General features: G+C 37.6%; 14 protein-coding genes. 6 read left to right on the top strand and 8 right to left on the bottom strand.

Translation table 11 applies throughout. The features are described from left to right. Positions 1 to 21 precede the first annotated feature (21 nt). On the bottom strand, positions 22 to 672 hold the full coding sequence (locus tag AC13EX_RS18235) for a carotenoid biosynthesis protein (protein WP_240477956.1): 651 nt from the start codon (positions 670 to 672) through the stop codon (positions 22 to 24). Between the two features lie 146 nt (positions 673 to 818). Between AC13EX_RS18235 and AC13EX_RS18230 the strand changes: the two genes are divergently transcribed. Next, positions 819 to 1,124, top strand: a complete 306-nt coding sequence (locus AC13EX_RS18230; protein WP_048641743.1) for a DUF4286 family protein — start codon at positions 819 to 821, stop codon at positions 1,122 to 1,124. 17 nt (positions 1,125 to 1,141) lie between these two features. Here AC13EX_RS18230 and AC13EX_RS18225 read toward each other — a convergent pair whose 3' ends face one another. The 3 genes from AC13EX_RS18225 to AC13EX_RS18215 all read right to left on the bottom strand — a co-directional run bounded on the left by AC13EX_RS18225 (position 1,142) and on the right by AC13EX_RS18215 (position 5,342). Next, the gene (locus AC13EX_RS18225; protein ID WP_048641742.1) at positions 1,142 to 1,648 is read right to left on the bottom strand and encodes a hypothetical protein; all 507 of its coding nucleotides are present in this window, start codon (positions 1,646 to 1,648) and stop codon (positions 1,142 to 1,144) included. 145 nt (positions 1,649 to 1,793) lie between these two features. Further along, positions 1,794 to 4,349 (bottom strand): M14 family metallopeptidase, encoded by a 2,556-nt coding sequence (locus AC13EX_RS18220; RefSeq protein WP_048641741.1) that lies wholly within the window; start codon positions 4,347 to 4,349, stop codon positions 1,794 to 1,796. Between the two features lie 99 nt (positions 4,350 to 4,448). Continuing rightward, entirely contained in the window at positions 4,449 to 5,342 is an 894-nt protein-coding gene (locus AC13EX_RS18215; protein WP_482893802.1) for a TIGR01777 family oxidoreductase, read from the bottom strand. Positions 5,343 to 5,810: 468 nt separating this feature from the next. On the opposite strand from AC13EX_RS18215, the gene AC13EX_RS18210 reads away from it, so the two are divergent. The 3 genes from AC13EX_RS18210 to AC13EX_RS18200 all read left to right on the top strand — a co-directional run bounded on the left by AC13EX_RS18210 (position 5,811) and on the right by AC13EX_RS18200 (position 9,241). After that, positions 5,811 to 7,109 (top strand): voltage-gated chloride channel family protein, encoded by a 1,299-nt coding sequence (locus AC13EX_RS18210; protein ID WP_482893801.1) that lies wholly within the window; start codon positions 5,811 to 5,813, stop codon positions 7,107 to 7,109. 135 nt (positions 7,110 to 7,244) lie between these two features. Next, positions 7,245 to 7,481 (top strand): acyl carrier protein, encoded by a 237-nt coding sequence (locus AC13EX_RS18205; RefSeq protein ID WP_482893800.1) that lies wholly within the window; start codon positions 7,245 to 7,247, stop codon positions 7,479 to 7,481. 293 nt (positions 7,482 to 7,774) lie between these two features. Continuing rightward, positions 7,775 to 9,241 (top strand): Gfo/Idh/MocA family protein, encoded by a 1,467-nt coding sequence (locus tag AC13EX_RS18200; protein ID WP_048641737.1) that lies wholly within the window; start codon positions 7,775 to 7,777, stop codon positions 9,239 to 9,241. A 60-nt stretch (positions 9,242 to 9,301) separates the two neighbouring features. Here the strand turns inward: AC13EX_RS18200 and AC13EX_RS18195 are convergent, their stop codons facing one another. Then, the gene (locus AC13EX_RS18195; protein WP_048644460.1) at positions 9,302 to 9,718 is read right to left on the bottom strand and encodes a GNAT family N-acetyltransferase; all 417 of its coding nucleotides are present in this window, start codon (positions 9,716 to 9,718) and stop codon (positions 9,302 to 9,304) included. A gap of 183 nt (positions 9,719 to 9,901) precedes the next feature. Between AC13EX_RS18195 and AC13EX_RS18190 the strand changes: the two genes are divergently transcribed. Together AC13EX_RS18190 and AC13EX_RS18185 are read left to right on the top strand one after the other, a co-directional pair. After that, a complete protein-coding gene (locus tag AC13EX_RS18190) occupies positions 9,902 to 11,023 on the top strand; it encodes a Gfo/Idh/MocA family protein (protein ID WP_482893799.1) in 1,122 nt (373 codons plus the stop codon). A gap of 499 nt (positions 11,024 to 11,522) precedes the next feature. Further along, a complete protein-coding gene (locus AC13EX_RS18185) occupies positions 11,523 to 12,086 on the top strand; it encodes an NADPH-dependent FMN reductase (RefSeq protein WP_482893798.1) in 564 nt (187 codons plus the stop codon). On the opposite strand, the gene AC13EX_RS18180 is transcribed toward AC13EX_RS18185, so the two are convergent. The 3 genes from AC13EX_RS18180 to AC13EX_RS18170 form a co-directional block, all read right to left on the bottom strand. Further along, on the bottom strand, positions 12,083 to 12,793 hold the full coding sequence (locus AC13EX_RS18180) for a hypothetical protein (protein ID WP_482893797.1): 711 nt from the start codon (positions 12,791 to 12,793) through the stop codon (positions 12,083 to 12,085). The genes AC13EX_RS18185 and AC13EX_RS18180 overlap by 4 nt on opposite strands. 739 nt (positions 12,794 to 13,532) lie before the next feature. Continuing rightward, entirely contained in the window at positions 13,533 to 13,889 is a 357-nt protein-coding gene (locus tag AC13EX_RS18175) for a nuclease-related domain-containing protein (RefSeq protein WP_482893796.1), read from the bottom strand. A gap of 274 nt (positions 13,890 to 14,163) precedes the next feature. After that, positions 14,164 to 15,207: a hypothetical protein gene (locus AC13EX_RS18170; protein WP_482893795.1), complete on the bottom strand. Its 1,044-nt coding sequence runs from the start codon at positions 15,205 to 15,207 to the stop codon at positions 14,164 to 14,166. Between the last annotated feature and the right edge of the window lie 3 nt (positions 15,208 to 15,210).

Genomic DNA, 15,210 nt, shown 5'->3' with positions numbered 1-15,210 from the left:
TTTAAAGCGATTTTGTGTCTTTTATAAAATCAACGCTAGTGTTGAAAAAAAGAACAACAAATTGAAAAAGAGCACAAGAATAAGTGCATTCTCTTTCTCAAAAGATGACTTTCTGTATACAATTTGAATTATAAAGGCGACTAAAAACCAGGTAATATAATTTGACAAAGGTATACTTTCTTGATGCCATTCCCAGAAATCCAGGGCAATAGCTACTATTTCAAGACTTAAATCCAACAGAACCATTAAGAAAGCCCCTAAAGCGGATGCAATAAGGTCATTTTTAATCATTTTTTGAAAAATTCCTCCCGTCAGATAAACGAGTAAAAACCAATTTACCCCTATCATCAAAGGGACCCCAAACATTTTTATACCTAAAACATCTCCATAACTGTAATCCCCAAATAGCAAACCGGTATTGACACCAATAATTTCAGTAATCATCCCTACTAAGAATGCAAATAGGGAAAAGCCATAAAAAGCTTTGTTAAAATCACTATGAAAAAAGAGAAGTATACTGGTCACCAACAACAAATGAAAGGGGGTAATCAATTGAAACAATGGTCGACTTTTTTCCCAGTACAAGCCCATCAAACCCACAAGGTGAAGAACAGTAATAAATACTTTGGCTAACTGAGGTTTTTCAAGTTTAAAAAGAGTTGATTTTTCCATATGATTACGCATAGTAAAACAGAAAATTAAATATTGAGCTATAATTTTGTTTTCAATATACTATAAGTGTTTCTTTACATTTTTGTTCGAAAGAATCAAGACGAATTTAATAAAATTGCCTTAAACATGTCATAACTGGTAATCGAATGGTACTTTACAACATAACAATTAATATTGATAATGATAGAGAGGAAGAATTTATCGATTGGATGAAGCAGGAATATTTGTCCAGGATTATGCAAACTGGATTGTTCTACGAAAAACGTTTTTTCCGTCTATTGCACGATGATGGTAGTGGTGGGGTCAATTTTTCTGCTCAATTTTTAGCAGAAAGCATGGAGGATTTAGAGTTTTTCCAAGCAAAGTATGCCCCTCTGCTAAGTGAAATTATAAAAGAAAAGTTTGGAAGCCAATTTGTTTCCTTCCGGTCCGTTTTGGAATCAGTTGACTAATTCAGCATAACAAGGGATTAACTACCTGTTTTCATTAAAAGATCTCCTTTTCTTTTCACAATTAAAATCCCAAAATGCTCGTTCAAAATAGATTTACATCTATTTTCTGCAAACAATGCCCGGGAAGGAGTATCATACAGTAATGTCATTCTCAATAGGTTCTTTACATAGGCTGGATTTTGACCTAAAATTTGAACCCATTTTTGAAGTGTCTCTTTCCAATCATCCTGGTATTTCTCAAAGTGACTTTTTCCATCAAACCTAAGTTCCAATTGATTGGTACCAAATCTGTATCTAAAGATACCCGACAGTTGCTTGTAAATAATGGATAAATGATCTTCTGGAAAAGCCTTTTCAGAAAGAATTTTCAGGTAGGTATCATCCTGTAATTCAAGGGGGTTAAAAAGTAATGTAAAGGCTTTTTTCAATTCATCCACCATCATGCCCATCATCTCCTTTTCGATGGCATCCTGTGCCTGTCGAAGGATATAATTTTTATCTAATGGAAATAATTTTTTGTTCATGATTCACCTTTCAGCCTGCAAATTAAAGAAAAGTAATTGAAAAAATGTGGTCTTTTATCAATTTACAGCTTTTTATATCGATTTTCTACTCAGAAAAATGCATTGGCACAATGACAATAAGCATTTTTCTGAGTGGAAAATTACTTTATCTGGTCGATGCGCTGTTTATAGTTTGACCAAAGAATACAGCGTTTAAAAACAACTTATTCGTACCAAACCAGAAAGCCCTGAAGTTGGGGTTGTCGACAAAACCAATGGTTCTTCCTCTGCCCTTACCCGACACCTGAATTACACCTTTATTTTTTATCATTTCTAGATTGCTTGCATGTACATAACCACTCGCAAGAGGATTATCTGTATAGACCAGCGGATTGGCATAAGGATTTCCTGAAGGCTCAAGAAACTGATTTCCTTGTTTGAAAACATGTATATCAGTTGAATTATATCCATATCCAATCGGATGGGTAATGTCTAATTTGGCTTTAAAAATAGCCCCTCCTGTTACTTTGGCACCTTTGTCGTTTTGTAAGTCGGCATACTTCTTTTGGCCAGTACCCTCATTATATTCTGGACTTTGAAAATTAAACACAGCTATGTCATTATCAGCAAGCCAATTCATAGCAGAACCCCGGCTAATCAATGTCCCTCCATTTTGAACCCAGGATTTTAATTTCCCTGCTTCTTTTTCTCCCAAAACAGAATAATTCCCCGTTGGCAGAATAATAACATTGTACCTGTTAAGATCCGCGCTTGACATCCTATGCGAAGGCATAAGGGTTATAGGAATTTCCATACGTTGATCAAAAAGGTGCCAGATCTCTCCTGCATCAGCACTTCCTACTCCATCATCCACCAAAAGGGCAATAGACGGTTTTTTTAATACTGAAATGCTTGGTGAACCAAGATTTACTCCTGCAGTCAAGCCTGTAGTCAAAGCGTGAATATTCACTCCAGTAGCTGTCGCTACTGTTTTAAGGTCTTCGTAAAAAGCTTCTTCACTCTTTTCAGAATTACCTTTTTCGACTAAAATTGTTCCTCTACCAAACTTTTTATTGTCTTTGGTCTGAAACTCCTTGTGACTTACCCTTACCTGATAACCAAGATCCATCAACTTGTACAAAGCTTTAGGCGCATAATATTCCTCCCATTCGAAGGCATAACTGTATGCTCCTGCATCTCCAAGGATTTTACCCTCCTTAAAGGTGAGCCCCTTACTGACATTTACTACTTTAGCCAAGTTTAAAATCTTGCTGCTCAATGACATAAAATTCAAATTGAATGCCATAGGCATGTTCCAAGTGGAAACATCATAAAATAAACTGTCCTGGAAAGTGGTTCTTGTCTCAAACAAGGAATTGATAAGACGGTATTGGGCCTGATCCAAGGGTACAATAAAAGACTTTCCAGATTTGAAAGGCACCCCGTTCAAGGTTACGTCTTCCTCAAGGCTGTAAAGTTGAATGTCATGTTGAAGCAAGATGTCTGCAAAATGAAAAGTTCTGCCATAATCCTCTAAAGCTCCAAATATAAAAGCCTTATTATCGTCTTCTGTGTATTCTGCCTTAGCTTCTTTGTAAAAGTCAGACATATACGTATTTAACTCAACACGCATATCAGTAGCTGCATCGAAAGAGGAAAGAGCTGTAGTAAACTGATTTCTGATGGTAAAAGGAAAGGTTATTTCTCCAAATGCATTCTCCTGAAGATGCCCTCTCGAAGAGGCTTGCTCGAATAGAATTCCTACAGCGCCTTGAATATCCGGATAGGTAGAACCCTTACCAAAGTAATAATCATCAAAACTCTCTTTGCTATAATAAAGTGAGCCTATTTTATCCAGGTATTTTGCATGGTACTCAGCTATTTTCCCAGTTAATTCAAAGTTTTTGGCTGGAGTAAGTGGGTTGTTTCGACTTGGTATTCCCGGCTGGAAAAAGTAAGTATTGTCTGAACCCATTTCATGAAAATCCAATACGATATTAGGCAACCATTCCTGCAATTGGGCAATTCTCCCTTTAGACTCAGGATGTTGCACAGGTATCCAATCCCTATTTAGGTCAAACCAATAATGATTGGTTCTTCCTCTAGGCCAAGACTCGTTCAATTCTCTGTTGTTACGATCTCCATTGGGGTAGTAGCTTTTGTGACTATTGACCCAAGAAGCGAAACGATTAATCCCATCAGGGTTAATCGCAGGATCAATTAACAATATGATATTGTCCAGATCTTCTTCTATTTCTTTAGCAGCAGTAAAATGGTAAGCCGAAAGGAGTGAAGCATTGACACCAGATGGCTCGTTGCCATGAACCGAATGGCCCATGTACATTACCACTGGCATCCCTTCGAGATCCGATTTAAAATCAGGAAACCTTAGTCCTCCCCTTTGTTCTTTAAGCTTGTCTAATTGCTTGATGTTTTTAGGAGAGGAAACAACCAACATTAACAAAGGACGCTTTTCATAAGTACTTCCGTAATTAATCAAAGTTGCCCTTGAGGATTGTTCCGCTATAGTTTTATAATATTGAACCACCTGAGTGTGATTCGCATGCCACTCTCCTACCTCAAAACCCAGTACAGAAGATGGGGTAGCTATAGATTGGTCATAAGTATATTCGTCAGGCAGGTAATAATCCAGATTAAGATCCTGAGCACTAACCGCAAAATAAGCAAACAGTAATAAATTGCTCAATAGGACTTTTTTCATTTTTATGGAGGGGGTTAAATACGCGTAATTACTGAGGTGTGAATTCAGAGAATAAAATTATGATGTTTTTTAACATATAGAACTATCAATTATCAAAACTTAGGAGAAAATTTCTCCCAAAGCCAGGTTTAGATCTCCATATTCGAATTTAAACCCTGTACCTTCAATTTTCTCATTACTTACCCTGTTTCCACCCAAAACCATATTAGCCATTTCTCCAAGCCCAAGTTTCAAGGCAAAAGAAGGCACTCCAATATTAACAAAAGGTTTGCCTTTGTATTCAGCAGCCCTTTGAGTAAGAACTCTATTGCTTACGGGAACAGGGCCTACCGCATTGTATATTCCTGATAAACCATGGTTCTCAAGGGCATATTCTATCATTCTTGCCAAGTCATCTATAAAAATCCAGCTCAAATATTGCTCTCCTGATCCTAAAGGTGCTGCTACCGGCGGTTTCAACATTTCCTTAAGCGCTCCTCCTTCCTTGGCCAAAACTATTCCAATTCTAAAGGTAACTGTACGGATATTTAATTCCTGAAATTTATCGGTTGCTGCTTCCCATTTCCGTACCACATCCGCTAAAAAATCGTTCCCAGGAGGGTCACCTTCAAAAATTAACCTATCCCCTGTGTCAAAACCATAAAAGCCTATGGCACTTGAACAAACAATGGCCTGAGGTTTTTCCTTGGCTTTTTTTATGGTATTGAAGAGGAGCTCGCTACTATTTAAGCGACTATCCAAAATCACCTTTTTCCGATCTTCTGTCCATCTTTTCTCTGCTACTCCTGCTCCTGCCAGATGGATAATTGCATCTGCCCACTCTATGGCCTCTTCATCTATCCTCCCTTTTTTGGGGTCCCAATAGAAAGACTTTTGTGAATATTTCTTTGGATTCCTACTTAACCAGGCGACCTTTTTTCCTTTTGTTTCAAGATTTTTTGTAACAGAAGTACCAACAAGACCTGATCCGCCGGTAATTAGTATATGTTGCATAATTAATTTACCCCAATTTTCTGAAAATATTAGAAAGTGACTCACCACAAAAATTATTCCACCTGTATAAACATTTAAGAAAAAGTCACTTAGACCTTAATCTATTTACAATTTGTTCGGTAAATCACTTGTAACAAGCAAAATACAACTTGCTATTTTTCAAGACTTTACAAGCATTTTCTTGGTTTTATACAAAAGTTAAAGAAACAGTAGGAATAGGAGCAAAATTGGTTTAACAATACCTAAGCCCCAACTCCATTTATAGCATTATTTTTATCAAATAATATTTAAAATGTTTGCCTATATTTGCTTTGAATTGGTTATTGTATTTTACCAAGAAGTATATTGATAGCTCTTTTTGGGACGTAACCTTCTAACTTTATGGCTGGTATTTCAATAACGTGTATTTTAACCTTTTACAAAATAAACTTGGGTTGATGCTATTTCAAAATGTAAATTATTGGCTACATGTCAAATAGGAATCCTAACCTGCTATTGCTTTCCAAATTCATTTTCCAGGAATTGCTTCCCAATTTGACCTTTACAGCTAGGTGGTTGGTTTTAGCCCTGCTCATAGGCACATTAGTGGGATCTGCATCGGCTTTGTTTCTCCTTTCCTTAAATTGGGTTACAAATTATAGAGAGTCCAATAGGTGGATCATTCTATTTTTACCATTTGGAGGCTTTATTATCGGATGGATTTACCACAGGTATGGCACTTCTGTCGTCAAAGGAAATAACCAATTGTTAGAAGAATTTTATAACCCATTAAAGGTTATCCCTTTAAAAATGGCTCCATTGGTTCTTATAGGCACTTTGCTCACCCACCTTTTCGGTGGTTCTGCTGGCCGAGAAGGTACAGCTGTACAGATGGGAGGTGCAATTGCAGATCAATTCACGAAATGGTTTAAACTTACTGATGGAGATCGCAAGATGGTCATTACTGTAGGAGTTGCGGCAGGGTTTGCTTCTGTGTTTGGCACACCTCTAGCAGGCGCTGTCTTTGCCTTAGAATGGCTAGTAGTTGGCAGACTAAGGTACGAATCCATCCTTCCTGCTTTCATTGCAGCGGTGATCGCTAATTATGCATGCGAAGGCATTTGGCAGGTGCACCATACCGAATACACCGTACCAATCGTGCCTCCTTTGGACCTTATCAATATGCTATGGATCATACCAGCTGGTATTTGTTTTGGCCTGGCTGCCAGGTTATTTTCAAAATCCACACATTTCTGGTCAAAACTCTTTAGTCATAAAATTAAATACCCTCCTTTCAGACCTTTGGTAGGCGGAGTAATTATTGCTGCATCCGTTTTTATCATTGGCGACACCAAATACATAGGTCTAGGTATTCCCACCATAGTTGACTCTTTCTCTCAGGATTTGCCTTGGTATGATTTTTTGGTGAAAATCGCCAAAACTTCCCTAACTCTTGGCTCTGGCTTTAAAGGTGGAGAGGTTACACCTTTATTCTTTACAGGGGCGACACTTGGGAATGCATTGTCAGGCATTATCCCGTTGCCCGTAGCACTTTTAGCGGGAATGGGTTTTGTAGGTGTTTTTTCAGGAGCAACAAACACGCCACTTGCCTGTACTTTGATGGGAATTGAGCTATTCGGAGCAATTCCAGGAGTTTATATTGGCTTGGCCTGTGTCTTGGCCTACCTGTTTAGCGGACATTCTGGCATCTACCATTCACAGATTATCGGCTCTCCAAAGACCACCCGTTTGATCAATAAGAAAGGGAAAAAATTGGGTGACTTATAATTGTCAAATTCCAAACTAAAAGTAAATTTCTAGTAGTTTTAATGTTGCAATAACAAATTTTAATAAAAAGATTTGTTTAAATGCACAACAAACAAGAAGCTTTCACCGTATTGACTTTGGATTGAATTTGATACTATGAACAATATTGCAGCGTTGCGTAAGGCCATTGAAATTTTCCAGTCTTACGGCATTCCTTTGACCGGAAAGAAAAAAGCAGCCAACTTTTACTATGATTTGAGGATGGATAAAATATTTGTGTCCGGTTTAATCTTTGAATTGGAGTCCGAGTTGAAAAAAGAACTTGAAGATGAAAAAGTAGCACGTATTCAAACGCCATCTGAGCTGATTGATACTTTATTAAAGGCTTCTTAATTACTTCCTCCTTATAAAATTTCACCTTCCCAATAGAAGGGTTTTCAGGCACTTTTTTATAGTTAGGATTCTTATAAATTTATACTTTTCCAAGTTTCCTTACTTTGTCCTACACTTTTTCAAATTTAGGAAACTCTATTTGCTATAATCCCTTCCGATCAAATCCATTTTGTCTTTAGAAAACGGGCACAGTGAAATTTACCCACCATATAAAAAGTTGCGTAAAACTTGAAATAAACCGCTTTTTTCTTTTACTTATGCCTTTCATTTCGAAAGAATTATAAACCCAAAGTATGAAAGAAAGAAGAGAGTTTATCAAAAAATCTATATTTGGCGCCAGCGGATTGACCATCGGTGCTATGAGCTTCAGTGCAAAATCTTATGGTTCCATCATTGGTGCCAACGACCGCTTTAGAATGGCTGTATGTGGCGTAAATGGCCGTGGAAAATCACATATCTCAAATTTTTCAGGATTGGACAATGTCGAAATCGCCTATTTAGTAGATCCTGACAAGAATGTTCTCAATCAACGTGTTCAATCTCTCCGCGATGGAGACACCAAAAGCAACCGTGTACAAGGTGAAGCAGATGTGCGCAGGGTACTTGAGAGAAAAGACATTGACGCCATAAGTGTAGCTACACCCAATAGCTGGCATTCCCTAATGGTGGTATGGGCAGCGCAAAATGGCAAACATTGTTACGTAGAGAAGCCGGCAAGTCATGACGTCCATGAAGGAAGAATAGCCTTGGCTGCTGCAGAGAAATATGGAATAGTAGTACAACATGGCGCTCAAAGGCGTAGTAGTGATGAATGGCGTGATCAGGTAAGTGATATCAAGTCAGGAAAATATGGTAAAATGTTGGTTTCACATGGCTTTGCCTGCAAGCCAAGGGAAGGTATAGGCTACAAACCCAATACTGCACCTCCTAGTAATCTAGACTGGAATTTATGGAAAGGCCCGGCAGTAATTGACCAGTACAATGAAAACCTGGTGCATTATAACTGGCATTGGAACTGGCAGGTAGGAAATGGGGAATTGAACAATCAAGGTACCCACCAACTGGATGTGGCTTACTGGGCATTGGATGATGAGGTGGCCAATACACACCCAGTAAGGGTAATGGCCATGGGCGGTAGGTTCAATTGGGATGACCAAGGGGAGACGCCAAATACCATGTTTGCTATAGCAGAATTTGCCAATGGCCAACAAGTCTTTTTCAATGTTAGAAATGCTAACCATGAAGGTTATGTAAAAGAAGTAACGAACCGTTTCTATTTTGAAGATGGCGGCAAATTAATAGATGGTGAATACAAATCACACAATGGAAGTCAGCCACGCAATGTAAATGTGAAGAAAGTGCCTATGACTCCAGGAGGTGCATTTGGAAGTTTTATTAATGCCTGTCGTGCCAATGATCCTAAAATGGCCAACGGAAACATGTTTGATGCCCATTACAGCTGTACTTTAGGTCACTTAATGAACATCTCTTATAGAATGGGAGAAAAAGTCCCTTTCAATGCAAAAGCAGGAAGATTTGGTGACAACAAATTGGCTTTTGAAGAATTTATGAAAATCCACGAAATCGCGAGAGATGGAATGGGTGTTCCGGTAGATCAGGCAGACTATATCGTAGGCCCTTGGTTAGAATTTGATGGAGACACGGAATTTTTCACTGGAGACAGATCTGTAGAAGCAAACCGATTGCTCTTTGATCCTAGAAGGTCTGAGTTTGACCTTCCCTCACCGGATAAAGTTTAAAACAATTGCAAAGGCTGTTTCTGAAAAGAAGCAGCCTTTTTTTATCCAGGTTTCAGCCTATCAATAAATCGGGTCCTCGGGAACCGAAAGGTAACAGTGCTCATGTTTTTTCATCCCTATTTTAGGGTAATAAGCAACCGCTTTTGGAGCTGATAGCAATATTAAATTGGCCAAGGGAAAAGCAGCTTTTGTCAGCTTTACCAACATTTTCCCAATGCCCAGCTTTTGATAATCACTGTGTACCGCTAAATCTGAAAGGTAAGTGCTATAGCAATGGTCAGAGATGGACCTTGCAATGCCTATCAATTCACCATCCTTCCTTGCAGTAAGGATCAAATCGGCATTCACAAGCATCTTTTCCAACCTTTCGAGGTCTTCAACGGGCCTTCGTTCGCCTAAAGTAGAAGCAATAAGTAGCTTTTGAAAATCTTTTGGATCTAATTCAGGCTCGGCCTGATAAGTAAGGGAAGATGACATATACGCTCTTTTTAGGATTACTATTTGGGTAAAGGTAAAAAATATTTTATTTTCCATTTCCAGATAAAAAACAATATCTTGTAATTAAAGAATTTGACCCGAATTAGGCAATGGTACTGGTGATATTAGCACAAAATAGATTTGCCCTTGCTTATTTGAGGTATAACTAAACCTAATCAAACCATGACAAGCAGAAGAAACTTTTTGCAAAAACTGACTCTTTCCGCAGTTTCCCTTCCCCTGATCCCAAATTTCACTCAAAAAGCACAAGCAAATATGAATAGCAATCCGAAAAAAGCAAGCACCTTAAGAGTTGCCATAATGGGATTGGGTAGCTATGGTACGCGTGTGGCCAAAGCAATGCTGGATTCCAAAAATGCCAAATTGGTGGGTTTAATCAGTGGTACTCCCTCCAAGGTCAAGGACTGGCAAGCGACCTACAACATCCCGGATAAAAATTGCTACAACTATGAAAACTTTGATGCCATCAAGGACAATCCGGATATCGATGCCGTTTACATCATCACACCAAATGCCCTCCACCACGATCAAACACTTAGGGTAGCAGCCGCTGGAAAACACGTGATTTGTGAAAAACCAATGGCCCTGAATGCCAAAGAAGGCAGAGAAATGGTGGCCGCTTGTGACAAAGCGGGTGTTAAATTATTGGTAGGATACCGCATGCACTTCGAGCCCAACACCCTTGAAATTATCCGTTTACGCGACAGTGGTGAGTTTGGGGAGATCAAATTCTTTCAGGGATTAAGCGGATTTAGAATCGGTGACCCTACCCAATGGCGACTCAACAAAGAATTGGCAGGTGGCGGCGCCATGATGGACATAGGGATATATTCTATCAATGGCGCCCGGTACATGGTAGGCGAAGAACCAATTTGGGTAACCGCCCAAGAGACCAAAACCGATCCCGTGAAATTTAAAGAAGGTGTAGATGAAACCATTACCTTCCAATTTGGATTTCCTAGCGGAGTTATCTCTTCCTGCTTATCTACCTATAGCACAAGCAACCTTGATAAGTTTTTCTTAAATGGCACCAAAGGCTTTGCAGAGATGCAACCTTCTACAGGCTATGGTCCAATTAAAGCTTGGACCAATAAAGGCCCATTAAGTTTCCCACATGTAACGCACCAAACCGTCCAAATGGATAGAATGGCAGGGATCATATTGGACGGTGAGACTGCCAAAGTTCCTGTGGATGGAAAAGAAGGTTTAAAGGACTTAATCATTATTGACGCCATTTACAAAGCCGTAAAAACGGGTAAAAAAGTAAAGATTGATTTGACCTAAAAGAACATCTAAATATAAAGCCAATAGTCATTTAGCTGTAATTCGAGTGATGTCCCAAAGGAGAAATTCTTTGGGATTTTTTTTTATTGAGGGAAATTTATCGCAAACGACAATAATTCCCTGAAACCATTTTAAGAACTAAGCCTAATCCCAAAGGGATAGCAGCCTAATAAATCAATATGTCACTCCTACGGAGTTTAAATCCTATTCTGGCCCTATTTTCTATAATCTTTACACCCCTTTGGGGTTTAAAATTATCAAACTAGACAAATTGGGAAATAGGATATGTACTTCAAAACAAATCCTGAAGGGATGACAGGATTATAGAATCACAATTCTCCTTAAATCTAAAACCCTAAAGGGGATGAAAGTCATTTTCCAGACCTGGCTATGTCCGAAAAAATAGTTAAATTAAGGTCTCTCTATTCCCTTTTGGAGGATTTTTGTTTAACTAACTAAATAACCCTATCAATCAAATTTCAATTTTTCAAAATCCCATATGGTAACAAAAATAAACATCCTAGGTATATGTGGTAGTGCTAGCCCAGACTCCGCCAACCTTAGCTTATTAAAATACCTCGGGGATTTGGGGAAAGCTGAACTTATCATGGAAATCCTTGATAATTTGACGGAACTACCCCACTTCCAAACTACATTAACGGAAAACAATGTGCCGGAAAAAATCATCTCCTTAAGAAAGAAAATTGACAAAGCAGATGGGGTGATAATTTGTAGCCCGGAATATGTTTTTAGTATACCCAGCGGTTTAAAAAATGTATTGGAATGGTGTGTTTCTACGACCGTTTTTTCAGAAAAGCCTGTTGGTCTGATAACGGCTTCAGCAAGCGGGATAAAAGGACATGAAGAATTGAAACTAATCATGGAAACCATTCAGGCAACTTGCAAAGAGGAAACATCCCTTTTGGTTCAAGGCATCAAGGGAAAGGTAAATTCTGCAGGGGAAATAACAGATCAACCTACGAAAAACCAATTGGCCTTATTCCTTGGAGCTTTTATCCATTCAATTGAAGGAAAAAGAAACATTGAAAATAAAAACTTTTAATTCGATTGCAAGGTCAGTAAAAACGAATCCGTATTTGGTAAATTCAATGGCTCCAGTCCTACCCAATCGCGCAAAGCATTTCTGGTAATTATTGCTTGGGAACAGCCGTCCGTTGTGCCAAATTCATCCTTTAATGAATTCGAAAAGCCTCCATCATTACGTGAGAATCGCAGGACATTTTCTATGGAAATTTTTATAATATCCTTCTTCTCTTTTTCACTAATCATTACATAGGGTTTGACAACAACAAGTAAGTTAAGCGGATTCCTTACCCAGGTTGAATTGCGACATTCCTCTTCACGAATGCATTTTAAGGTGCTTTTTAGAATCTGGTTTGCATTTGGCATTTCTCGCTCATAAAACCTATAAAGGCTACTGACTTTAAAGGCACCTGAAAGTTGAACATACAATGAACTTCCTCCCCAAAAACCATTTTCGTTTTGATTAGTTGCCAGAAAATCAAACATGGCCTCCACTATTTCTTCTTGTAAGGGGCCTTCAAGAGAGCCGATTACGTTGCCCTGCGCAGACAAAGTTCCCCCTGCCTTCCATGGATTTTCTTCCCAACCCAAAGTATGCAACAAATCATTAAAATTATCGACTGATTTCAAATGAATTAGGCCATCCTCTTCAGCGTCCTTGTTGCCTTTGATTGAGGGGTAAGGATATTTGGAACTGGCATCTAATCGCCTAAAGGCACCTTTCACATAACTTAGCGCCCTGCCCCTTCTCTTGTCTATATTGCGGTGTTCGTTAGGATCATCAAAAAACCCTGTCTCCGCATCTTGAAATGCTTGCAGGAAATTTACCCATCGCTGCTTAAGTGAATCGGGGATAGTATTGGTTAAGCCATTGTCATCAATTCTACTTATTACCCTGCAAGTAGACTCAATCTTTGGAGGGGTCTTTTTTTCGGGGTTATTTTAAAATCCGCCCGAAGTTGGATCATACAAATTGGCATAAAAAACGAACAGGTTTTCAAACGATTTGTCCAACTGCTTAACTTCTAATAGTAATTCCTTGCCTTGCTGACTTTTACAACTCAATGAAAGGCCACTTAATGTTAAAACCGCTATAAGTAAATAAATTCTTTGCATTAATTTGAAATGATTTGTGGAGTTGATGATGGTAAATGCATGTTCCTGATGGTTATATTTTCTTAGTCAAATATTCTATGCTTACCTAACATATCATTAATATTTTCAATGTGCTTTTCTTGATTACGTAAATTTTCACCTTTAATAACTGCTTTTTTTAACACTCCAATAACTTCCTTTTTATTAGTATAAGGAGCGACTTCATTGTTTTGCTTAATGAGTCTAAGCACTTCGAATACCCTTGAGGATTTCACAAGAAACGTTCCCTCAGGAACGAAATTGATTTCTTTTAATTCACAATCCCCAAAGAAAACTATTATTGAGAAAAATGGAATATTTTCAAACTGTCTTAATTGCTTACGCAGGATTTCAATATGACGATTATTTTATTTATTGGGTTATAAAATCTATATTTCTTCTTCCCATAAGCTAGAACTTTAGTCCAATGTGAATGATTGGCATTACCAAAAATCCAACCTGTGTAATCCTTCACTTCAAGCACAATAATTCCTTCAGATGTTGCAACCACTACATCAACTTGAGAAAACTCACCATTTTTCTTTTCAATGCATAAGTCATGGAAAATTGTTGGTGCAGGAACACCCCATTTCAGCATTTGCAAAACCAGTTTTCTTTCTGATTTGGTACCACGATTAAGTGAAGTAACGGTCTTTAGAAGATTTCTATCCCTAAATTTTCTAATCACCGAAAAAATCACCTTGAGAAGCACCAGACCAATTACTATCCAAAAATGATATCGTAATTTTTTAATATTAGTTTCCAAACTTCCATTGCTAGCTTTTCAATAACCTTTATACTGTGCATCTTAACTTAAACTCACTACATACTGAATTGGTAATCTTCATGAAACCCATTTTTATGGCATTCCACTGATTTAGCATATGATTTTACACAATAATTCTGATACTCAAATTGTATCAGGAAAGGACAAACACATGGCTTGTGCTAAATTTTAACCATTAATTCACTTTCAATAACTTATCAATTCCTTTTTCTTTACTATGCATTCCGTCATAAAAATACGTTTCATCAAAACCTACTGCATTGGGATCATATGAGCCATAAACTCTAATTCCATTAACTTTTGCAAAATTCACAATACGGTTTTCAGTATTCACTACATTAGGGTAGTCCTTTGAAATTTTCTCATAAACTAAGGGTGGGTATGGACATAAAAAGAAGTCAACTGTAATATTATTTTTTTCCAAGTGAAAAATAAGTGCTTGAAATTCATTCCAAATATCATCTGAAATAGTCACGAAATTTTCAATACTATAAATACTTCCTTGAATGTAATTTTTCATTTTAGAATTGATATCAACCTGCGAGGCATTTCTATAAACCTCTCCATAAACCAAGGAACCATCCGTTAGTTTAGTATTCGTCTTATTGTACTTCTTTTTCGTTTCTATAGGTTTAGAGGGCTGTATTAAACTTTTAATGATCGCTTTAAAGGACGCTTGAAAATAAGACAATGATAATAATTGACTGTATTTATAAGTGTTAATTTTTACGGATTTCTCTTCAGTAATATTGTAGTAATTATTGTAGTAAAATTCAAGTGACTTCCATTTTGATTGCTTATTATTTTCGTTAAATAACCATGGGTCTATTCCAATAATTATCCTATCAGGAAGTAAGTCACATTCAGTATAAATTTGAATCAGGGCGATAAAATCTTTCAAAGATGCTCCACTAACGGAATTGTTAAAAACCACATGTTCTTCAGGGTAATGTGTTGAATTAATTAACATTGTACGACTCGAACCCAACACCACAACTTTTGGCGTCTTGACCATTTTTTCAATACATTCTTTTTGAAATAGTCTATCATCATAATTACTAATATTGGTTACGTAATTGCCATTTAATACAATTTCAGACATTTGCTTTTCATATTCAGTATCAAATATTCTTGCAGCATCTCCAAAGTAATTAATAGTTACAAGTAAAAAAAGTAAAGGAATAGATAGCAGTAGCGTTTTATAAATGAATTTTCCCATCTA

This window comes from Cyclobacterium sp. L-R, assembly GCF_056859355.1.
The sequence above is the reverse complement of the archived record's forward strand: the minus strand, read 5'-3'. Positions and strand labels throughout refer to the sequence as shown.